10 protein-coding genes and 4 pseudogenes are annotated in these 22224 nt (G+C 66.9%); 3 read left to right on the forward strand and 11 right to left on the reverse strand.

Annotation, left to right across the window (positions count from 1 at the left end):
• Positions 1–3: 3 nt before the first annotated feature.
• Both CP977_RS00140 and CP977_RS00145 read right to left on the reverse strand, forming a co-directional pair.
• Positions 4–1557 carry an ISL3 family transposase gene (locus tag CP977_RS00140; RefSeq protein ID WP_152369310.1) on the reverse strand — a complete coding sequence of 518 codons (1554 nt, stop codon included), beginning with the start codon at positions 1555–1557 and terminating at the stop codon, positions 4–6.
• Positions 1524–2177: a hypothetical protein gene (locus tag CP977_RS00145; RefSeq protein WP_229991723.1), complete on the reverse strand. Its 654-nt coding sequence runs from the start codon at positions 2175–2177 to the stop codon at positions 1524–1526. Before CP977_RS00145 ends, CP977_RS00140 begins: the two co-directional genes overlap by 34 nt.
• Before the next feature lie 141 nt (positions 2178–2318).
• On the opposite strand from CP977_RS00145, the gene CP977_RS00150 reads away from it, so the two are divergent.
• Entirely contained in the window at positions 2319–3053 is a 735-nt protein-coding gene (locus CP977_RS00150; protein ID WP_229991747.1) for a transposase, read from the forward strand.
• Between the two features lie 127 nt (positions 3054–3180).
• Here CP977_RS00150 and CP977_RS00155 read toward each other — a convergent pair whose 3' ends face one another.
• Both CP977_RS00155 and CP977_RS00160 read right to left on the reverse strand, forming a co-directional pair.
• A complete protein-coding gene (locus CP977_RS00155; protein ID WP_152369311.1) occupies positions 3181–4230 on the reverse strand; it encodes an RNA polymerase sigma factor in 1050 nt (349 codons plus the stop codon).
• Positions 4223–4447, reverse strand: a complete 225-nt coding sequence (locus CP977_RS00160; protein ID WP_152369312.1) for a hypothetical protein — start codon at positions 4445–4447, stop codon at positions 4223–4225. Before CP977_RS00160 ends, CP977_RS00155 begins: the two co-directional genes overlap by 8 nt.
• Before the next feature lie 978 nt (positions 4448–5425).
• On the opposite strand from CP977_RS00160, the gene CP977_RS00170 reads away from it, so the two are divergent.
• Entirely contained in the window at positions 5426–6295 is an 870-nt protein-coding gene (locus CP977_RS00170) for an IS5 family transposase (RefSeq protein ID WP_152369313.1), read from the forward strand.
• Positions 6296–6316: 21 nt separating this feature from the next.
• Here the strand turns inward: CP977_RS00170 and CP977_RS00175 are convergent, their stop codons facing one another.
• The 5 genes and pseudogenes from CP977_RS00175 to CP977_RS00200 form a co-directional block, all read right to left on the reverse strand.
• Positions 6317–6823, reverse strand: coding sequence for an SUKH-3 domain-containing protein (locus CP977_RS00175; protein WP_152369314.1), 507 nt, complete (start codon positions 6821–6823; stop codon positions 6317–6319).
• The gene (locus tag CP977_RS00180) at positions 6823–15657 is read right to left on the reverse strand and encodes a SpvB/TcaC N-terminal domain-containing protein (protein WP_229991724.1); all 8835 of its coding nucleotides are present in this window, start codon (positions 15655–15657) and stop codon (positions 6823–6825) included. Before CP977_RS00180 ends, CP977_RS00175 begins: the two co-directional genes overlap by 1 nt.
• Before the next feature lie 226 nt (positions 15658–15883).
• A pseudogene (locus CP977_RS00185) lies at positions 15884–16753 on the reverse strand (IS5 family transposase).
• A 702-nt stretch (positions 16754–17455) separates the two neighbouring features.
• Positions 17456–17650, reverse strand: coding sequence for a hypothetical protein (locus CP977_RS00195; protein WP_152369316.1), 195 nt, complete (start codon positions 17648–17650; stop codon positions 17456–17458).
• A 486-nt stretch (positions 17651–18136) separates the two neighbouring features.
• Positions 18137–19345, reverse strand: a pseudogene (locus CP977_RS00200) (IS3 family transposase).
• A gap of 238 nt (positions 19346–19583) precedes the next feature.
• Between CP977_RS00200 and CP977_RS00205 the strand changes: the two are divergent.
• The gene (locus CP977_RS00205) at positions 19584–20807 is read left to right on the forward strand and encodes an eCIS core domain-containing protein (RefSeq protein ID WP_152369317.1); all 1224 of its coding nucleotides are present in this window, start codon (positions 19584–19586) and stop codon (positions 20805–20807) included.
• A 75-nt stretch (positions 20808–20882) separates the two neighbouring features.
• Here CP977_RS00205 and CP977_RS00210 read toward each other — a convergent pair.
• Positions 20883–21328: pseudogene (locus tag CP977_RS00210) on the reverse strand (transposase); the annotation flags it as partial.
• Between the two features lie 78 nt (positions 21329–21406).
• A pseudogene (locus tag CP977_RS00215) lies at positions 21407–22136 on the reverse strand (transposase family protein).
• Between the last annotated feature and the right edge of the window lie 88 nt (positions 22137–22224).

The raw sequence follows: 22224 nt of genomic DNA on the forward strand, positions 1-22224 counted from the left end.
GGGTCACTTGGCGAGCAGGACGCGCTTGCGGAGGAGCTCGAATCCCGCGCGGCCGAACATCTGTCGCTTCAGCATCTTGATCCGGTTCACGTGCCCTTCAACGACGCCTGAGTTCCACGGATGGGAGAGGCCGGCGGTGACAGCATCCAGGTCGCGTTCGAGGTGCCGAGCAAATCTCTGAAAGCTCGGCAGATCTGTGGCGACCGCGGATGCGATCCATTTCGGCAGCTGTTCGCCTCGCAGCTGGGTCAGCATGTCCGCGAAGGCGCGGACATGGCTGGCAAGGCTTTCGAGGCTGGAGCAGCCGGCGAGTACGGCCTTGAGCTGCAGCTGGTCGCCTTCGGGGAGCGCGTCCGGGTGTGTGAGGATCCAGCGGGCGACCGCGCGGGCTGATGGCGGCCGGGGCCCGACTGGCTGGGGCCTTCCGCGTAGATTCCGGCTGACGTAGGCGCGAACGTTGCCGTAGCCGTCCGGATAGCCGAGCTCCTTGATCTCCTCCCACAGCTTCCAGGCGTTGGTGCAGCCCTCCTGCCATCGCTGGTCGAGGTGGGACTTGTAGGCGTCCAGCTTCGTGGGACGGCTTTGCCACTGGCCGGTGAACAGCTGTTCTGGCTCGGTGGCGCGGGAGAAGCGGAGGACGGTGGTGAGGCCCATGCCGAGTTGCCGGGCGATGGACCGCTTGCTGTGGCCGGCGGCCAGTAGTGCGTGGACGGTCGCGTGTTTGGCTCGGGTGCGTTCGGCGAACCGATGGCCGGTCGGCCACGGCGACAACTCGGTCGCCTCCGGCGCCAGCTGTGGCTCTTCCAGCGGCGCTGGTGTGGGGCGGAGGCAGCCACGATGCCGGTAGACGCACTTCTCGGCGGCTTCGCCGAGGTTGTGCCAGAGGTGCCGTCTGTCTGCGACCTGGAGGGCTTGCGGGGCGCCTCGGGTGGCACCTTCGGCGTAGAAGAGTGCACGGTCCCGGCAGATGATCTCGACTTCGGGCCGTTCGGCCAGCCAGGCCGCGAGGGTGTCCGCCTCCCGGTCCGGAAGGAGGTCCACGGGGCGGCGTGTCTCGACGTCGACGAGCACGGTTCCGTAGATCCGGCCCTTGTGCTGGGCGTATTCGTCGACGCCGACCACACGTGGCGTGGCCGCGGGTGGATCCGGCAGCGACGTGATCAGCCTCAGGAGGGTGTTCCGGCTGACCCGAACGCCGAAGGCGTCAGCCATCCGGGCGCCGGCGCGTCCCGCGAGCGCGAGAGCGACCGAGACCAGCGTTGATCGCAGCCGCTCTGTCCGTCGACCGAACCGACGAGTGAGCCCGGGCACCTGCTCGGCAAACGTCTTGCGCGGGCAGGAGCCCTCCAGGCAGACGAACCGACGCACCCGTAACGACACCACGACCAACTTGCCCGCTGTCGGCAGATCACGGGGAAATCGCAGGTAGGAGCCGTGTACTCGCCCAGACCAGCACCCGCAGCCCGGACAGGCCGCCTGCCTAAGGGCTGTCCCGTAACTGCCAGGAGGGGTAAGCGTCGGGCTCAGACTCCCTTGTGGTCTGCTGCTGCGGCCCAGCGACGGACGTGCGGGTCGGGATGGACCCGGGCGGGTGCGAGTGTGCTTTCAAGTAGTTCGTGCAGGGACGGCGGATAGGCCGCGCGGGAGGTAGGCAGGTCCAGCAGGACGCGGTGGCGCATCTGCAGGTCGGTGGCTTCGGCGAACACCCGCAGGGATGCCTCCAGCCAGGCGGCCTTGATGTCCCGTGCCTCGTCCAGGGCGGGATCACGTACCCCGCCGGGTCCGTACGCCGGAGACCGATCTGCACGCAAGGGCACGTGGGCGCTGTACCAGGCCCGCACGGCACCAGCTCGCTCGGCATCCGTGCCGGTCCGCAGGTAGTCGATCAATGCCGCCATCACGCGGCGGCGTCCGAATGCGTAGACCGCCGGCTCGACGAACCAGCGGCAGAAGCTGGGATCCGGGTCGTATACGGCTGCCGCCATCAACGGGGCGAACCACTCCTCGGACAGACTCGCACGTTCGAGCAGGGGCTTACGCACCGCATGGGCGAGGTGGCGGGCATGCCGGTCCTTCGGCTCCATGCTGACGTCTCCGACGCCCAGCAGCTGGGCCACCTCTGTCACGCATGTCAGGAATGAACGCGGTTCTATGCCGCTCTGCTCGTCTTCGGCCACGGCAGCATTCTGGACTGTCCGGATCGGCAGGCCCAGGCCCGATGGCCGCTGGTACTTGGACGGAAGAGCGCTTGCTCGGCCTCGCCCGGGTGGAACGATCACGGCGTGGCTGGTGTGATCACGGCGTCGGAGCCGTCCTGAATAGCCCCATTCTCCGGGCTGAGCCCTCGCGCCTTCGGGAAGCTGGTGACCGTGCTGCGACGTGAAGGTGCGGACGCGGCCCGCAAAGGCCGGCCATGGAGCCTCCCGCTGGAGGACCGGGCCCTGCTAGTGGCCGCGTACTGGCGCACGAACCTGACCATGCGCCAGCTCGCCCCGCTGTTCGGGGTGTCCAAGTCTGCGGCGGATCGGATCATCGACCACCTCGGACCGATGCTCGCGCTCCAGCCCCGCAAACGTTTTGCGAAGGACACCGTGCTCATCGTGGACGGCACGCTGGTTCCCACCCGGGACCACACCATCGCCGAGCGGTCGAAGAACTACCGGTACTCCACCAACCACCAGGTCGTCATCGACGCCGATACCCGGCGCGTCGTCGTGGTCGGCCGACCGCTCGCCGGGAACCGAAATGACTGCAAGGCGTGGGAGGAATCCGGCGCCAAGTCCGCCGTCGGCAAGACCCTCGTGATCGCCGACGGCGGCTACCCAGGCACCGGCCTCGTCATCCCACACCGTCGTGAGCGCGGCCAGACCGAACTGCCGGTCTGGAAGGAAGAGCACAACCGATCCCACAAGCAGGTTCGGGCCCGGGTCGAGCACGTCTTCGCCCGGATGAAGACCTGGAAGATCCTCCGCGACTGCCGCCTCAAGGGCGACGGTGTCCACCAGGCCATGCTCGGCATCGCCCGGATGCACAACCCCGCTCTCGCCGGATAGACCAAAGGGCTCCAGGGTGATCAACCATGCCCGAGGCGACCCGAAGATCATTTACGGGACAGCCCTTAGCAGACCGCTGCCGCTCCTGGCCGTTGCGATCCTCCCCGAAGACCATCTGGCCCTGTTCCTACGGTGCTCCTTCGCCGCTGTCGCCGGCGTAGCCCCGACCGGAGTCCGAGTGTTCTGCGTTCCGGTTAGGGGGGAGGTAGGTACGGGTTCCGGAGACGATCTCGTTGTCCCCGCGGCTGACGATGACGGCATTGACCGTCTGCGCGTCGAACTCGCAGTTCACGAGCTTCCTTGTCCCGACTGGTTCGGGTACGCGTCCGAGCCGGAGCGTGTCCAGCGTGACCCATTCCTCGGGGATTCCCAGGTGGGCGGCGTAGTCGGAAGGAGTGGGCACGTCCCCGCCATCCGAGAGTTCGGGGGATACGTCGATCATGGCGTGGAGTACCTGGGTGGCGCGTGCGAGCTTCGGGCTCGCCTTCTGGAACTCGAAGTACAAGTAGCCGACGCCGAGCGAGACCGCTGCCACCCCGATAGCGAGGCCGGGGGATGCAGGGGAGATTTCGTCGATCCAGCGCCCGGAGGCGGCGTCGTTCCAGCGGAGCCGGGTGGTGATCTGTGGTGCCCAGCCGACGAAGGCCGCGATGACGGCGACGAATGCCGCGGCGAGGGCAACCTTGGCACGTCGGATGTGGGTGGCGACGGTTCCTCGGTGGATGCCGGTGATCTGGGCGATCTCGGCGTGGGTGTAGTCCCAGCCCTCGTTGAGCAGGATGAGCCGGCGCTGCTGCGGGGAGAGCTTCCCGAGGGCTCGTCCGGTGTCGAGGACGGTGTCGGTGTCTTCTTCGAGGTCGGAGACCCACAGAGCCTTGTGGCCTTCAGACATCGAGGCCGTGGTGTCGAGAGGCTCGGCCGCCTTGCGGCGACCGACGTCCCTGACCCGGTTGCGGATGACGGCGCACAGATAGCCGTAGAGGTTGCCGATCTCCGTCTTCTCGCTGTTGGTGAGGATGGTGACGAGGGCGTCCTGGACGATGTCCTCGGCGTCGGCGCGGGAGGCGGGCAGGCCCTCGTCCCGGAGTTCGCGCCGGGCCAGGCGCAGTAGCGCCTGGCCCTTGTCGTGGTGGACGGCGAGGAGTTGTTCGTTGAATGGGGTGTAGGTGTCAGGCACGGCCGACGCCCTTGTTCGGGGCTGTGCGGGCGGTGGGGAGGGCGGCCTGGGCGCGGATGATTTCGGCTTCGCCGTGGGCGCGGGCGAGGTCGGCCAGGGCGTGTGCGTGGATCACCTCGGCCTCCCCCCGGGTGTGGTTGCGGTCCTGCATGATCTTGATCAGTTTGTCTGTCATGGGGACGAGGACGACCAGGACCGCGGCGATGAGGAGCTCCATTGTGTTCCTTCCGGTGGGGCTCGCGCGGCGGTTCCGCGCGAGCCGTTCACCAGGGAAGGGGCGCTGGAGCGACGTCTGCATGACACGTCGCGTGCACTTTCGGTGTGGAGCCCCGCTCCTGGGGCCCTGCGGCCGGAGGTGAGAAAGAATCTTGGATGGGGTGTCATGCAAACGCGGCGCTCAGCCCCCCAACCTGGTAGGGGGCCTACGTCCGCAACCGCGAGGCCGGACTTTTCACCCGAAACGGCAGCGCCTGAACTGCCGCGATGGCCGGTGAGAAGCAGGTTCTGGCACAGATGGTGCTCCACCAGCCGTCCATGGCCCACTCGATGTCGTGGGGTTCCGGCAAGCTACGGCGCTCGAATTTCGCGTGGGTACGTGTGATCAGTCGGCCCAAGTCCCGTTGGGCTCAGGGAGGAAGGTGCAGCATCACCCGCTCCAGGTCGTCACGACCGTCTTCCACCTCTATCCCAGACGAACAGGCCCCGGAGACGTTCAGGTAGCGGCCCGATTGTTTGAAGGCCCGATAGAAACGAGAGAGCGCTTAGCGACCGCGCTGGGCCACATCTTCTGGTCTTCGACCGGCGGAACGCCGCACAAGTCCGCTCCACTGTGCCGTCGGAGCGTCCACGAGCAGTCCCGCCCGCGGCAACAACGGCGTGATCACCGCCCATGCGGCGTCAGGAATCTCCCTATCCCCCACCACCGGACCAACCATCCGATGATCGGGCAGCACTTCCTAAAGAGGTCGTTTTCACCTGTGATGCTTACCTATAGGCCGATTTTTGAGGCAGCGGATGGTGGTGCGGGTGAGGCTGTGGAAATCGTCGATGCCCGCGGGGCGTGTGAGGTTGCGGGTGGAACGGAAAACGACGTAATCCTGTCTCATCCCAAGGTGTCTGGTCTTCGCAGTCCTGTGCTTCAACTGCGGCTGCCGTGCGCCTGGGCTCATGTGGTCCGCAGCGGTACGCCGGAAGTATGGCGAAGCGACGTCCGTATCCGAGTGATCTGTCCGATGCCCGCTGGGAGTTGATCGAGCCGGTCCTGACCGCATGGCGGTTCGAGCGCCGAAGCAGAGCCTTGCACTTCGGCCGGCCGCCCGAGCACGACCTGCGCGACATCATGGACGCGATCTTGTATGTCGACCGCATCGGGGTCCAGTGGCGCTACCTCCCGCACGACTTCCCACCCTGGAACACCGTCTACGGCTACTTCGCCAAATGGGCCGACGAGGGCGTGTTCGCCCAGCTCAACGGTCTGCTCAGGCAGTTGCTACGCGAGAGGGAAGGGCGAGATGGCGAGCCTTCCGCGTGCGTGATCGATGCCCAGAGCGTCAAGACCTCTACCAGCGTTCACGCCTCCAGTCAGGGCATCGACGCCGGGAAGAAGATCGTGGGACGCAAGCGGAGCATCGTGACCGACACGCTCGGCCTTCTCCTCGCGGTGCTGGTCACCGCGGCAAGCGTGCAGGACTCCACCGCCGGCACCCGGCTCCTGGACCAGGTCGCCGCGATTCACCCCGGCATCCGGAAAGTATGGGTCGACGGCGGCTACCGACAGCACCTCGTCGAGCATGCCGCCACCCTCGGCATCGATATGGAGATCACCGCCCGTAAGCCCGGGACCAGGGGTTTCACTCCGATTCCGAAGCGGTGGGCGGTGGAACGGACCTACGGATGGCTCATGCTCCACCGGCGCCTGGCCCGCGACTACGAAACCCTGCCCGCCCACTCCGAAGCCATGATCCACCTCGCCATGACCGGCCTCATGGCCCGCCGCCTCACCAGCGAGAACACCATCTCCTGGCGCGACCCAAAGAGCACCACAGAACACCCCATCACGGGATGAAATATCGGGCGAAAACGACCTCTAAGAATCAGGCCTCGGCCAAGGATCGAGACCCGGATCGGAGTACAGGCAGATGAGTGGACGATTCGCACACACTGCCAACCCTAGGGATTCTTCAAAGGTGGAACCAATCTCCCAGATCCAACCCATTCCAGCAGCAACTACCCTCCCCCTGGCTTCGACGAACACGCTTGAATAACTGAGCCATTCACCGATGGGGAAATAGTCCCCATCGAGAACGCTCTCTACCTCTATTGCCAGATCACGTTGCCCTGTTCCAGCAGCAAGGGGATCGAAATTGTAAGGCTCGTCGTTCATGAAGTTCGGGCCAACTCGATTGACCGGCTCGATTGAGAGCCCTCCCACCGTCGCTAGTACTTCCTCTGCCAATGGGTGGGACCGGTACCCTTCACCCTCCAGTGGCTCCACCCACTGACCTGTGTCGACCTTCCTTCCTGCGCTCCATCCGGACGCGATAAGCGCCTCAAGCAGATCCTCGCTGAGCGAGTCGAAGCGAATTAGAGGCATCAGTTGATCTCCAGATCTTCCAGCAGCCTGCCGCAACGTCCACAGGGGCGAGCGGGTTCGCCATGCCCATCTGTCTTCGATGTCGGCATAGAATTGTTCCGCGTCATTACCGTTTCCATGGTTCCCCCCCTGATGGCCTCGGGGCCCTCCTTTGCCTGAGCCTGAATCAGACAGTGCACCTCCGCGCACCCTCCATGGTGACCTGTCCGTTCGAGTGCATCCGCTAGCGGCCCTTCTGCCTGCTGGCCATGCTTATTGCGGCCGTGGTACTTCTCACCTGAAGGGGATGTGTACTCAGAGGCAAACTTCGTCCCAGGCTCATTGCGAACGCTGTCGGCATAGTCACCCAGGTTGCAGTTGTGCACCAGGAGCGACCTGGCCCCTGCCAGTACATAGTACGTGTGCAGATCATCGACCGTGAGGTTGTAGACCCGCTTCTGTTGGGTCCACGCACGCGCGGCGCTCACCTGGATGTAGGAGCCATTTCCGGTCTGCAACAGCATTCCGGGGATGATCTCCTTGGCGTAGATCCACTTGCCGAGTTCGGGCGCCCAGAAAGGGTGATTGTCCGTCGCTACAACCTTTCCCGGATGTCCACCGGGGTTCGTGACGGTGACCTCGACCAGGTTCTTCTCACCTTCACCGGTGATGAGTGCTGTGACCGTGCGCGGGCCGGTTTCTCCGGTCACCGGGTCGGTAGCGGTAACCTCGTCGCCGACGCGCACCTCTTCTATGGCCTTGTCGTTGCCGTCGGCCATCACGACCTTGGTGTCCGGGGTGAAGCTGTTGCCTGTGCCGCAGCTGCCTGCCCCGCTGTCAGCCGGTTTGGGTGCGGGCGGGCTGTCTGCCGCCTTCGGTACGGGTGCGGTCTCGGCAGCCTTGGCCGTCGTCGCCGCGTCGCCGGCGTTGTTGGCGGTCTTGGCGGCCTGTGTGGCGTCGAGTGCCTTGTTGCCGTACTTGGCGGCGTTCGCCGCGTAGCCCGCGCCCGGGATGGCCGAAGCGGCGGAGAGGCCGGCGTTGACGTAGTCGCCTTCCGCGGCGTACCAGCCGGCGTTGGCCAGGTCGGCGGCCTCGCCGACAACCGGGACCATGCCTACGACGTCGAGCGAGGTGTGGCCGATCGTCTTCCAGGACGGCATCTTCGGCCACTTGCCGGTCGGGTCGGTGAGCTTGACCGGGTTGTTATGGGTGTAGGTGTAGGCGGCGAGGTTGCGCGGCTCGGTGATGCCGCCCGCCATGCCCCCGTCGAGGTAGTCGGGCAGCGCCGGGTCGGTGCTCGCCCAGAGCTGGGTCCGTGGGTTGTAGTAGCGGGCTCCGTAGTAGTAGAGCCCGGTCTCCGCGTCGAGTTCCTTGCCGGTGAACTGGTAGGGCGTGTCCGCCTGTCCGGTCCGTTCCTCCACCCAGGTCTCCCCGTACGGGAAGTACTCCAGGTGCTCGGTGACCTTGCCCTGCTTGTCAGTGACGTAACCGGAGGAGCCGATGTGGTCGGCGTGGAAGAACTGCTGGGCGTCCTCGGGACCGGTGGTGGCGACGGTCTTGGTCGTCACGCGGCTGTCGCCGACGAAGACGTGCTTGTAGCCGGTGGCGTCGCGTTCGCTGTAGTACCGGTTCGGGTACAGCGAGAGTCCGTCCTCGCTCCGCTTGACGAGGCGGTCGCCCTTGTCGTCGTAGACGTAGGAGACGGTGGCGCCGGCGCAGCCGCTCGGGTCCTGCGCGAGGGTGCCGGTCGCCGTGTCCTGGTTGCAGGCGAGGCGGTTCTCCTCGTCCCACACGTACTGCCGCCGCTTGTCGGCGCCGCCGCTGGCGGCGGTGTTGACCGTGTCGGTCAGGTTGCCGTTGGCGTCGTAGGCGTGGGTGACCGGCCCGACCCGGCTCGGGGCGTGCGGCCTGCCGCCGTCGTAGGCGTACGTGTAGGCGTAGGTGGTCCGGTCCTGGACGTCGATCGGGTTGGACGGGTCGTCGACCGGTTCGATCGGCCCGGCGCTGCCGTTTTCGACCGGGAAGGCCGGGGTGCCGCCGGTGACCTTGTGGGTCTGCGACTTGCTCGTGGTGTTGTGGATCGAGTCGTAGGTCAGGCTCAGCGTGTACGTGTTGACCGCGTTGTTCTTGTCGGTGTACCGGCCGGACGCGGAGGTGAGCCGGTACTGGTCGTCGTATCCGTAGGTCTGACTGCTTGGACCGCCGATGTCCCCGCCCTGCGGCACGTTGTTCGCCAGCGAGGTGATGTTGCCGATCTTGTCGTACGTGTAGCCCAGGTCCTGGAAGGCGGTTCCGCTCGGTGCTGCGGACTTCAGTGCTGCGAGTCGGCGGTCCTCGGCGTCGTAGGTGTAGGTGGTGCGCACCCCGTTGCCGGTCTGCTGCAGGATCTTCTGCCCGAATTTGTCGTAGTCGACCCGGTCCAGGTATGTGTAGCTGGTGCCGTTCTTCGATCCGGTGGCCCGGCCGACCTGGCCGCCCGAGTCGTAGTCGTAGGTCAGGACCTCGCCGTCGGGATAGGTCATCTGCAGCACACGGTTGAAGGCGTCGTAGCGCCAGGCGGTGGTGTAGGTGCGCGGGGCGTCGTGGACCGCGGTGATCGTGCGGGTCTCCTTGGTCACCTCGCCCAGCGCCCCGTAGGCGCGCTTCACGGTTCCCGCCGCGTCGTGGACCTCGGTGACGCGCGAGGCCGCGTTGTCCGGTGCGCCGGGAGCTCCGTACTCGTAGGAGACGTTGTTCTCCGGGAACGTCGGGTAGCGGATGGCCTTCAGCCGGGAGTACTCGTAGTCGTATTCGACGGCCTTGGCCGCTGCCCGCAGGTTCGCGGTGACCTTCGAGGTGACGTTTCCGGCGAGGTCGTAGCGGGTCTCGGAGCGCCCGGCGTCTGGGCTGTCGAATGAAATGCGGCGGCCCAGTGCGTCGTAGCCGGCGCGCGTGACGTTGTTCTTGTCGTCGGTGATCGTCGTGATCTGGCCCATGGGGTCGTAGGCGTAGCTGGTCCAGATCTCCGAGGAGCTGTTGAACTCCTTCACCGAGGTGGTGGCGCCCCGGATGTCGGTGTAGGTGCGGCGCTCCTTGCCGTTGCCGTCGGTCACTGTCCGCTCGAAGCGGATCGTGCCCGCCCGGTCCCCGCCGAAGCCGTATCCGGTGCTGGTGGTGACGCCGTCCGGTTGCACGGTCCTGACCGACCGGTCCAGGACGTCGAAGGTTTCCTTCGTGGGGGTCACGGAGTCGAAGGAGGCGTTGAACGCGGTGTTCGAGGCGCCCTTGTCCTCGGTCACCGGGTAGTACTTCTCCACGGCTCGGCCGAGGTGGTCGAACTTCAGCCGGCCGGAGACCGTCATGGCCTCGGTGGGCGCGGCCCCGGGCGAGGCGGACACCGAGGCGTCTTTCTTGGTCTGCAGGACGCGCTTGAGGCCGTCGGTGAAGGTGACGGTGTCGATGGTGTCCTTGCGTACGCCCGAGGCGGCACGGTCGAGGTGCTTGGTCGTGGCGTACGGGACGGCCGCCTCGGGGTGGTAGTCGAAGGTGATCGTGGCCTGGTCGCCGTCCTTCTCATAGGGACCGGTCACCTTGTCGAGCCGGCCGACGCTGTCGTAGGACATTCGGAGCGGCTGGCCGTTGTGGTCGGTGTTCAGCTCGGGCAGGCCGTACTTGAGGTTGTATGCCGTGGACGAGCGGTAGCCGAAGCTGTCCTCGACGGACTCGACGTGCACGCCGACGGTGGTGTCGTAGCCGTATTCCAGCTTGTAGCGCTGTCCTTGTGCGTTCGCCGGACCGGTCACCGATTTCAGGTTCCCGTCGGGGTGGTACGTCAGGTCGGAGACGGCCGCGGTGTCGTCGTCGAGGTACTCGCGTGTCTGGCTCACGGTGCCGGTCGCGCAGTCGACGGTGGCTTCGCGGTGGCGCAGGAGAGTGCCGGTGACTGCGGCCTTCTGTCGTATCGCGTTGGCGATGCCGACGAGGTGCTGGTCGCGGCACTGCGTGTCGGAGCCGCTGTACGCGTAGACGGTCTCCAGGTCGTCCGCGGTGCCCTCGTCGCCCGCGTCGAAGGTGCGGACGACGTTGCCGTACTCGTCGTAGGAGAGGTCGGTGAACGTGGACTTCCTCGCGACGGCCGCGCCTTCGTAGTACTTGTCCTCGATGCGGGTGAGCTGCGGGAAGACGGTGGCGGTCCGGCTCTTCGGGTCGGTTTCCTCGCTCGTGGTGGTGTCGGTCAGCCGGTAGGTGTGGAGTGTCTCGCGGTACGGGCGGCCGGCTTCGTCCTCGGTCAGCGTGCGGGCGAGCAGGCCGCGGCTCACGTATCCGTCGGTGCGGTACTCGTCGGTGACCGTGCGGCGGACGGTGTCGTCCGCGCCGGTGTCGCGGTCTTCGGTCACCACGCGGCCGAAGCCGAGGAACTCGCGCTCCAGCCGGTCGTAGCGCCCCTGGTCGTAGCGGTAGGTCGTGAGCCGGGTGTCGGCACCGTCGCCCGTGAGCCCGTCGAACACCGAGGTGCGGGACAGCACCCAGCGGCTCTCCGGCATGGCGGCGGTGTTGCCCGATCGGGTGTAGTCCAGGTCGATCCGGGCGCCCATCGGGCGCGACACCGAGCGCAGCAGGTTGGTGCGTCCGGCCTTGTTGACCGCGACCAGGAGTTCGTTGTCCCGGGTGGACTTGACGTGGTCGGCCAGGCCGTCGCCGTTGACGTCCCGTAGGCTGGTTTCGGCCCGGCTGATGCCGGTGGATGCGTTGGCGCCGGGGTTGAAGACGAAGACGCCGACGGGAGTGGGTAGGCCGACGGTGAAGTAGACGCCCGCGCCGAGACTGGCGTTCTTGTCGACGGCGATCTGGGAGAAGCTGCCTCGGAAGGGGGCGGGCGCGGTGAAGCCGGTGCCGGTGTTGAGTGCGACCTTGATCGGGTTGGTCCCGTCGGTGAACACCCGGTCGGTGAGGCCGTCGCCGTTGACGTCCGTCATGCTCGCGCTGGTGTACGAGGTGCCCAGCTCGGCGGAGAGCCCGCCGGCGAAGCCGTAGCGGTCGACGTTGAACCCGAGGTTGACGCCGACGTTGCGGGTGGACGCGTCGTTGATCGCTCCGGCCGGCCAGGGTTCGCGGGCGGCGAAGGAGTAGCCGAGGTTCAACTGGACGTCGCCGTTGGAGAACACCTTGTCCGGAAGGCCGTCCCCGTTGATGTCGAGCAGGTCGACGCGGACGTCGGACTCGCCGCCGCCGAGGCTGCCGCCGATGCCGAGCGACGGCTGGACCGAGCCGGTGGTGGCGGTGTTGGCGCTGGTGCCTGCGTCGGGTGCGGCCATGCCCAGGGCGCTGGCGATGGTGGCGGTCTCGCTGCCCGCGGAGAGCGACACGTTGCCGGAGATGTTGTTCGCCTCGCGGACGTTGCCGCCGAGGGTGCCGCGCGTGGCACCGAGCGCGCCGGTCATATCGGAGAACTGGATCTCCTTGGCGCCCACGACGTCGGGGTAGCCGTCGCCGTTGAGGTCGAGGTAGTCGACCGAACCCGCGGTGATCCCGCCGACCACGGTACCGCCGAACGGGCCAGCTGCGAGGGTGGCCGACACCTGGCCGGTGACACCGCGGCGCATCACCGCTCGGTCGCCCGCCACGTCGGCGTCGGTGACGACGTCGATGGTGTCCGCGCCGAGGCGGGAACTCGTCGCCATCACGGCGGTGACCCAGGAGGACTCGTCCTGGGCGGCCCAGCCGCCCTTGGCGGGAACAGGGGCGAATACCGCCAGCCTCGGCATGGCGAGCCGGGGGTTCGCGGTGAAAGGCGCGACGTCGGCTTCCTTGGGCTCCTTGGGGAGGGCGTCCTTGAAGCTCTGGTCCAGCGTGAGTTCGGTCTGCTTGATCGGCTGGGTGGCACGGGCGCGGTTGGCTTGGTAGCCGATCACGCCCCAGCCGCGGTAGGGCTGGGCGAAGGCACCCTGTCCGACGGAACCGTGCATGGCGCTGGGCGCTGGGGTGAAGGTCGGCCAGCTGGAGGTCACGTCGTAGGTGACCGAAGCGGACTGGCCGACGAGCGAGCCGAGCAGTCCGGTCTCCGTCGTGGAGTAGTCGATGTAGAGCTCGTCGCCGGCGGTGACCGGCACGGTCAGGTCCAGGTTCGTGCTGCCGAAGTAGGTGTCCTTGGCTTTGAAGATCCGCTTGCCGAGCAGCTGCCCGCCGCGCTTCTTCACCGTGAACGCGATCGGGGCGTCACCGAGGAGTCCGAAGTTGAGGGATATCTTCGGCCGCACCTTCAACTGGCCGGTCTTGGTTGCCTTGTAGGTCTGCTGCGGCGCGGTGAGGGTGTCCGCCGGGAACATGGTCATGTCGTACGGCGGGGTGATCACCAGCGTGGGATCACCCTTGGCGTCGACGACCGACTCGACTCCCTGCGCGGCCGTGTAGTGCGCCTTCGGAGCCCAGCTCACCGCCGAGGGGTCGATCGGGGAGTCGGTCTTCAGCTTCCACGACATCTTCTCGAACGTCTTGACCGGAATGCTCAGATCGATCGTGGTGGTGCCGGTCGACGCGGCGGGCAGGACCTTGCGGTACACCTCCGAGGGGGCGTGGACGCCGTTGCCCTTCTCGATCACGACGGTCACGTCGTCCGAAGTCGCCTTGGACTTGACCACGTCACCGGTCAGTCGCAGCGTGCCGTTCACCGGGACGGTCACCAGGGACGGCCTGCCGCCGAAGGTGAAGTCCGTCGACGCGCGGAACACGGTGCTCGCCAGCCCGTTCGCGTCCGTACCGGTTGTCAGGTCGGTGTAGGTGATCTCCGGGTCCCACGCCACGGTGTCGTACTTGCCGTCCAGGATGGACTGGGTACGGAAGTACAGCGCGTCGCCTTTCTTCACCGGAATTGACGCCACGTTGCTTGGGGTGAACTCGGTGTGGTCGTCGGGTCCGATCCGCTGCGCCCAGAGTTCGGTGTCCTTGTGCTGGATGGTGACCCGCACGCCGTCGGCCTTGGTGTAGGCCGCCCGTGCCGGCGAAGGGTCCTGGGCCAGCTGCACGTTGCCGTCCACGCGGACGTTGCCGTCGAACGGCGCGACCCAGCGGCGCACCGTGTCCAGGAGCGGCGAGTTGTCCACCTGCTGGTTGAACTGGGCGGTCTGATCACCGACGATCTCTCCGGTCACCGCGCCGCCCCCGATCGGCACCGGGGTGCGGGTGGAGTCCGCGCTGTAGGCGGGTTGCCCCTGGGCGTCCAGGTAGCCGAAGAGCACTCCGCCGTTGTTCACCAGGTCGGTGATGCCGTCGCCGTTGACGTCGCTGAAGAACCGGTCCGAGGTGGTCGTGGTGCCCACGAAGTCCAGCTGGGCCGAGGTGGTGAGGACGTACGACTCGACGCCGATGGTGCCGGACAGCGTGCGCTCGGTCGAGATCCCCGGAAGGCCGGTGAGCTTGATCGGCGTGTCGCCGAACTTCGGCTCACCCCCTGGCCTGGCCAGGTTGGGCCGGTAGAACACATCCTTGTTCTTGCGGAACACCTTGTCCGGCAGGTTGTCGCCGTTCACATCGGCCAGCGTCGACAGGCCGTCGGACTGGCCCGCGCTGAATCCGACCTTCAGCCCGACGGAGCCCTCCTTGGTCGTCAGCCCCTGCACGTTGTAGCCCGCGAACAGGTGCGCGCCGAAGTTCGCCGACGTGTTCGCCGAGATCGTGCTGGCCTCGCCTTCGCGGATGTTCACCCCGAGGTCGTCGTCCGGCACCGACCAACCCGCTGCGTCGGCGAACGCGTTGTAGTTTCCCGACGGGTCGCGCACGTCGTCGAAATAGTCGAACGAGTGGGTGTTGAACAGCTGGTTGCTCTCGCTGAACTGCGACACCGAGGTGAGCAGCGTCTTGGCGAACGCGCCGGTCCGGTAGTTCAGCTCGTAGGCTCGGATCAGCTGGTCGTCCAGCTTGACTTCGACGCGCCGCAGCAGGTCGGCGGTGACCTTTTTGAACCCGTACCTGGCGTCGATCCGCACGTCCGTCCGGCGGGGCTCGCCGCGCTCGCGGTCCCGGATGAACGTCACCGAGTACCTGCCGTCGGTGTCGCCGCGGCCGGTGTAGGTGATCTTCTGAGGGTACAGCTCGCTGCCCGGCACCGTGGAGCCCGTCGTGCCGCCGTCGGCCACCTTGGCGTACCGGTAGCGCAGGACGTTGTCGCTGCCGTCGCGAACCTCCCGCGCCGCCCAAACGGCGACACGGCCCTCGCCGTCGGCCAGCGTGCTGTCAGCCGTGCCGCCGAAGACCGTGCGGACACCCTGCTTGTCGGTGACCTCCCACCAGTAGCTCGCGGGGCTGTCGCCGTGGCGCACTATCCGGTCGAACCGTCCTTCCACCCGGGAGTAGAACACCTTCTCCGCGGTGCGCGCCCGCAACGCGCCCCGGTGCGCCACCGGGGTCAGCTGCTCGCCGTCGAGCAGATAGGTCTCGGTCTCGAGGCCGGCGTCGTAGCGCGGCACGCCCCACCGCGTGTCGACCGTGATCATCGGGGTGGCGAGGTCCCACCCGACGCCGAGCCACCCGTTCGTCCCCGCCGAGTTGTAGGTGAGAGCCGGATTCGGCTCCAGGCCCGCGCGGCCCTTCGGCACCTCCAGCGGGTACGACAACCGCGCGTCACCACTGTTGTTCGCCGAGGGCGCCTCGATCAGGTTCACCCCGGAGCCGGGGTCGGCCGCCTTGATGTCCTTGATCTGGTTCGGGTTGAACGAGGTGCCCTCCGGCCCCTCCGGGCCGGTGACCGCCGACCCGGCGTCCGGCACCGCCGCGGCAACGCTGCGCAGCAGTTCGGGTGAGGTCATCCCGGACGTGGTGAGCACCATGGCCAGGATGATGGTTACGGCCGTCCGGCCGCGGAGCATGTGCTGGACAGTCATCAAAGAGCCCCCGTACCGCCGGACGTCCCCCTGGAGCACGAGTCGTCCGACGACCCCCGCCCCCTGCGCTACCGAACAGTAGTTTGCGGATCGGGCCGTTCGTACAAGCTTTCTGGACAAGACCCGGCCTGTACGGTCACGATCCGGCAACGGGAATTTCTGCCGATGCGAGGGAGCAACTACCCAGGCTGTTCTCACCCCTTAGAGGTCGTTTTCGCCCGATGTTTCATCCCGTGATGGGGTGTTCTGTGGTGCTCTTCGGGTCGCGCCAGGAGATGGTGTTCTCGCTGGTGAGGCGGCGGGCCATGAGGCCGGTCATCGCGAGGTGGATCATGGCTTCGGAGCGGGTGGGCAGGGTTTCGTAGTCGCGGGCCAGGCGCCGGTGGAGCATGAGCCATCCGTAGGTCCGTTCCACCGCCCACCGCTTCGGAATCGGAGTGAAACCCCTGGTCCCGGGCTTGCGGGCGGCGATCTCCATGTCGATGCCGAGGGTGGCGGCATGCTCGACGAGGTGCTGACGGTAGCCGCCGTCGACCCACACCTTGCGGACCCGGGGTGGTCGGCGGCGACCTGGTCGAGCAGCGTGGTACCGGCCACCGAGTCCTGCACGCCGGCCGCGGTGACCAGTACGGCGAGGAGGAGTCCGAGCGTGTCCGTGACGATGCTCCGCTTCCTCCCGACGATCTTCTTGCCGGCGTCGATGCCCTGGCTCGATGCCGGAACGCTGGTGGAGGTCTTGACGCTCTGCGCGTCGATCACACACGCCGAAGGCTCGCCGTTCCGGCCCTCCTTCTCCCGCAGCAGTTGCCGCAGTAGGCCGTTGAGCTGCGCGAACACGCCCTCGTCGGCCCATTTGGCGAAGTAGCCGCAAGACGGTGTTCCAGGGCGGGAAGTCGTGCGGAAGATAGCGCCACTGCACGCCGGTACGGTCGACATACAAGATCGCGTCCATGATGTCGCGCAGGTCGTGCTCGGGCGGCCGGCCGAACTGCAGGGCTCTGCTTCGGCGCTCGAGCCGCCACGCGGACAGGACCGGCTCGATCAACTCCCAGCGGGCATCGGACAGATCACTCGGATACGCACGTCGCTTCGCCATGCTTCCGGCCTACCGCCGCGAACCGCATGCGCCCAGGCGCACGGCAGCCGCAGTTGAAGCACACGACCGCGAAGACCAGGCATCCTGGGATGAGACAGGATCACGTCGAACCCCGCCCCATCCGCAACCTCACCTGCCCGGCGAAGAGCAGCAATACCGGCAGCCTCACCAGCATCACCACCCAGCACCCCAAGTAACGCCTTATAGATAGCATTTCAGGCGAAAACGACCCCTTGCTGATCGTTTCAGAATGAGTCGAGCCACGGGTCTTGCACCAGAAGATCTTGGTGGGCCGGGCATCCGGAATGCCCGCTGATCTTTCTCCTGACGTCCCGTGAGCGCGGGTGTCCCCACTGTTGACGCCGGTACCTGAGCGACGCGGCCGCTGTCCCGGGCGGCTGCGCACTCCCCGACCGAGTGGTTCTCGCCGGGAACGCCGACGGTGGAGCGAAGACGTCGGACACGTCGCCCTGTACGACGAACGTTCCCTGCTCGGTCCGGTGGACATTCAGGCAGCCGCTTCGCCTCACTCGCAGGTCCGTGGCCGGTGAGCGGGTTCAGCTCTTCATGTACCGTGCGAAACCCTCTTGTCTGTCGGTCCCGTCAGGCGGTCTTACGGACCGTACGAGCGTCGTGTCGGGCCGTCCACGCGTGTTCGTGGGTATGCACGTCGTCGCGCGGAGTGCCCGGCAGGGCGCCATCTCACGGAAGCAGGGGGCGCCCCTCCTGCGCGGCCCTGATGTGCTCAGGTCTCAGAGCGTCCTCGCCGTGCCGGGCGGTGAACGCACGTACCCGACCGAGGGGAGAGTCCGGCGGCGGCGGTTCCTCGTTCAACGTGCCGCCGAGAATCATCGCGCCGAACGCCGCACCTACGTCTTGCGGATTGTTCATGTCCATACGAGGACGATAGACCGAAGGTCCGACATCGATACTCGTAGCGGGTTCCGGTGGTCGTGTCCCAGGGTCTGACCGACGTCCTGCCGGGCTGTCCTGCGACTCTCCTGTCCGGTCGTCGGGACCCGTTCTCCATGGCTTCGGTCAGGTGGGACACGACCTGACAGGAACGTGGCAGAAGTCCCCTTGATGTCCTGTCCGTCCCGCCCGGCCGGTGTCACCTCCGGCCAGGGAGGAAGCCGGCAGGACGACAGGGACGATCACGCCGACACCGCGCTGGACGCGGTGTCCGGTGGAGTGGACTCCCATGCGGACACGATCCACGTTCCCTCATCATCGACCGGGGCGGCCACGTCGCCGACGCCGAGTTCCCACCGCGCCGGCCGGATGCGCCGCGGCGTTCGCGTTCCTGGAAAACCGCGGCACGGTGACGGCCGCTCGGGGGCGAGGGGACTTTTGAGGTTGATCCCGGGGAGTGGACACCGGGTTTCATGCGGCGAGTGACAGCGTACGTGACGTGATCAGTTGTTGTTCGAACTCGGCTGGTGTGAGGTATCCGAGAGCGGAATGCCGACGGCGCCTGTTGTAGTACGACAGCCAGCGGAACACCTCAAGCCGTGTCTGCGCCTTCAAGGTCCAGCGTCTTCCGTGAAGCAGTTCTCGTTTGAGGCTCTGGAAGAACGACTTGGCCAGGGCATTGTCGTAACTCGAGCCGATCCGGCCCATGCTGCGGCGGATGCCGTGCCGGCGGCAGACGTCGGTGAAGGTGGCCGCGTTGTACTGGGCACCTCTGTCGGTGCGGAAGACGACGCCGTCCACCCGGCCGCAGCGGACGGCCACGGCCATCTCGATCGCGTCGGTGACCAGCGAGGTCCGCATGTGACCGGCGATTGACCAGCCCACCACGCGCCTCGAGCAGATGTCGATCACCGTGGCGAGATAGAGCCAGGTCGTACCGACGGCTGTGTAGGTGATGTCACCGCACCACCTGGTGTTGAGGGTGTCGGCTGTGAAGTCGCGCATCACCAGGTCCGGCACGGGCGGCGCGGCCTTGTCCGCGATCGTCGTCCGCTTCTTCTTCCGCAGGTGCCGGCCGACGATGTGGTTGACCCGCATCAGCCGGGTCACGCGTTTGCGGTTGATCCGCCGTCCTCTCACCCGCAGCTCGGCATGGACGCGCGGGGCACCATAGGCGCCATCGTGCTCGGCGTGGATGGCGCGGATCTCGGCCACGGTCCGCTTCTCCTCTGCCTGGCACTCGGCGCGAGCCTGCCCGGTGGCCAGATGGCGGTAGAAGCCGGCGCGGGACACCCCGAGCACCGGGCAGATCCGCTTGACGCCGAAGTCGGCGCGGTTGTCGGAGATAAAGTCCCAGCGGCGAGGGATCACTTCACCTCCCGAGCGAAATACGCGGCCGCCCGGCGAAGGATCTCGCGCTCGAGGTGCCATTCTTTCTCGGCCTTCAGCAGCCGGGCGTTCTCCGCCCGCAGCCAGGCCAGCTCCTCCGCCTCGCCACCCGTGTCACGGCGTCCGGGCCACGGCCTGGGCCTCGTCCTTGCGTATCCACGTCCGCAGCGACTCCGTGGTGATGCCGAGATCCGCAGCCACCGCCGCGTAGGTCCTCTTCCCGGCGGCGGCACGGTAGAGCGCGACCGCGTCCTTCCTGAACTCTTCCGGATACGGAGACCTGCGTCCCACCTGGACATCCCTCCCTGGACCATCAAGATCCATTGTCAGGGTGTCCACTCCAAAGGATCAGCCTCAATCCCGATGCGCCCCGGACCCCGCGACACGCAGACCGCCCCGGTGCTTCGCGCCAGGGACGCTTGGGCAGCGACCGCTGCCCTCCCTCCTGTCCGCTGAGGCATTCCTGCGGCCGGGTTAAAGCGGTGTCGTGGAGTGAAACCCGACTGTCCCAGGGAAAGGCGCCCTCTCCATGGCTCGCGAAGCCGACCGGTCTCAGGACTCCGAACACCGACACCAGCACACGGCGACGCGAGCCCCTCTCCCCGCGTCCGAAGCACTTCACATCCAACGCACCGCCGGGAACAGCGCGCTGGTCCAGCTCCTGCGCCAGGCGGGCCACCCCTGGGCCCAGGAACAGCACCAGCACTCAGCCGGCTGCGGACACCAGCAGAACACACAGGCCGAGCAACCCTCGGTACAGCGCTCCGCCGTCCACGATGTGCTGCGCACCTCCGGACATCCCCTCGACGACGCCACCCGCACCGACATGGAAGCGCGCCTCGGTGCCGACTTCTCCGACGTCCGCGTCCACGACGACTCCGCCGCCCGGGCCTCCGCCGCTGAGGTCGGCGCCCGTGCCTACACCTCCGGCAGCCACGTCGTCATTGGTGAGGGCGGCGCCGACAAGCACACGCTCGCGCACGAGCTCACCCACGTCATCCAGCAACGCAAGGGTCCCGTCGCCGGTACCGATACCGGAGATGGCCTCAAGGTCTCCGACCCCTCTGACCGGTACGAACGCGAAGCCGAAGTCAATGCAACCCGCGTCATGTCGTCTGCTGCGCCCACCCATACCCGGGTGACACGCGATTCCCCTACGCTCCATGCGGCGGGGGCCGTGGGGGAACCTGCCGCGATTCAGCGCCTGTTCGCCGCGGACCCCGGGCGGGGCAATGTCGGTGAAGACCTCGCCACTGCCGAGCCGCTCGTGCTCGCTGACACGGCATCGGCTCAGGGCGAGCACGTATTCAACGCCTTCAATGCCTTGGCTGTGGAACTTGCCAACAGGTTGGAACAGGAAGCGCCCCCATCGAGCGCTCTCAATACCGCAATTGCCACATTGCGTCAGCGGGCCGCCCGACTCGGGGAACTGCGCGATAACGCCCAGTTCCGTGCCGCGCCAGCAGGTCAAGGGAACTCGGCGAACGCCACTAGCTATTCACAGTACATCCAACAAATACGTGCTGCTATGACGGACGCACTTGCAGGTGACCCGACCGGAGGGTGGAGCCGCCTGGTGGGGCTGTCACACACCATTCTGGACCGCGCGATGGACCAGGATGCCTGGAACTATCAAAACAGTCATCAGCCGAGAAGGGCGTTCGAGAGATGGTCGAAGGAAACGAAGGATGCGATGACGGACACCTTCTCAGCCCTGCTCAGTGCCGTGTCAGCAGCCCGCGCACCGCAGTGACCGGACGCCGGAGAGCAGGGTCTCCGCGACGGAGAGGTAAAGGCGCCCGCCTGTAACCCGGTTATGGATCCCTCGCTACTGATCTTTTCGGAATGAGGTTCGGAGGCGTCGCAAGCAGATGATGCTGCAGGCGAGTTGGAGCAGGCCGAGGTGGAGGTCGGCGCGTATCTCGTAGCGGATGCGGAGGCGTTTGAACTGGTGGAGCCAGGCGAAGGTCCGCTCCACGACCCGGCAGGTCTTGCCCAGGCCGGAGCCGTGCGGGACGCCGCGTCGGGCGATCATCGGTGTGATGCCGCGGGCCCGGAGGGCGCGGCGGTATTTGTCGTAGCCGTGGCCGCGGCCGGCGAACAGTCGGCCCGGCCGGTGCCGCGGCCGTCCGCGCACTCCGCGGATGTGGGAATCAGGTCCAGCAGGGGCGTCATTTGGGTGACGTCGTGCCGGTTTCCGCCAGTCAGCGAGACGGCGAGAGGGATGCCGTGGCGGTCGACGATCAGGTGGTGCTTGCTGCGCGGTCGACCGGCGGAGGTCCGGTGTGAGCCCCCTAGACGCTGTCCCGTAAATGATCTATGGCGTGCTGGTTGACCAGCGTTGTTTCCTGGTCAGCCGGCGAGGGTGAGGTTGTGGAGGCGTGCGATGCCGAGCATGGCGTGGTGGACGCCGTCGCCTTTGAGTCGGCAGTCGCGGAGGATCTTCCAGCTCTTCATGTGGGCGAAGGTGTGCTCGACGCGGGCCCGGACCTTGCGGTGGGAGGCGTTGTGGTCATCCTTCCAGGCGGGCAGTTCGTCGTTCTTGTGCCTGCGGTAGTGCGGGATGGTGAGGCCGGTGCCCCGGTAGCCGCCGTCGGCGATCACCGTGGGAGTGGTGCCGACGGCGGCCTTCGCACCGGAGTCCTCCCAGGCTCTGCAGTCGTTGCGGTTGCCGGGCAGCGGCCGTACGCCCCTGGCCAGCACAGATGTGAGGTTGGAAAAAGCTCACGGTCCGGTCGCGGGTCGGAACCAGGGTGCCGTCCACGATGAGCACGGTGGTTTTGCGGAACCGTCGCCGGGACTGAAGGGCGAGAGCCGGTCCGAGATGGTCGACGATCCGGTCGGCTGCCGACTTGGATATGCCGAACAGCGGAGCGAGCTGGCGCAGGGTGAGGTTGGTGCGCCAGTACGCGGCCACCAGCAGCACCCGGTCCTCCAAGGGCAGCGACCACGGCCGGCCCTTGCGGACCGGATCGGTTCCCTCGCGCCGCAGCGCGGTGATCAACTTGCTGAACTGCCGAGGGCTCAGCCCGGTGAACGGGCCTATCCATGAGGGCTCCGACGCCATGATCACACCAGCCACAGCAAGATCATCTCACCCCTGACCGGCAGTTACGGGACAACCTCTAGCGGACTTCCTTCAGCGGGTCTCGAACGGTCTCCTGTATCAG

The sequence above is a fragment of the Streptomyces cinereoruber genome, assembly GCF_009299385.1.
GTDB lineage: Bacteria > Actinomycetota > Actinomycetes > Streptomycetales > Streptomycetaceae > Streptomyces > Streptomyces bikiniensis.

Bases quoted from the DNA above. Each gene is read 5' to 3' on its own strand.
- CP977_RS00160 (WP_152369312.1), bottom strand. From the start codon at position 4,447: ATGGAGCTCCTCATCGCCGCGGTCCTGGTCGTCCTCGTCCCCATGACA.
- CP977_RS00170 (WP_152369313.1), top strand. From the start codon at position 5,426: ATGGCGAAGCGACGTCCGTATCCGAGTGATCTGTCCGATGCCCGCTGG.
- CP977_RS00175 (WP_152369314.1), bottom strand. From the start codon at position 6,823: ATGCCTCTAATTCGCTTCGACTCGCTCAGCGAGGATCTGCTTGAGGCG.
- CP977_RS00180 (WP_229991724.1), bottom strand. From the start codon at position 15,657: ATGACTGTCCAGCACATGCTCCGCGGCCGGACGGCCGTAACCATCATC.
- CP977_RS00195 (WP_152369316.1), bottom strand. From the start codon at position 17,650: ATGGACATGAACAATCCGCAAGACGTAGGTGCGGCGTTCGGCGCGATG.
- CP977_RS00205 (WP_152369317.1), top strand. From the start codon at position 19,584: ATGGCTCGCGAAGCCGACCGGTCTCAGGACTCCGAACACCGACACCAG.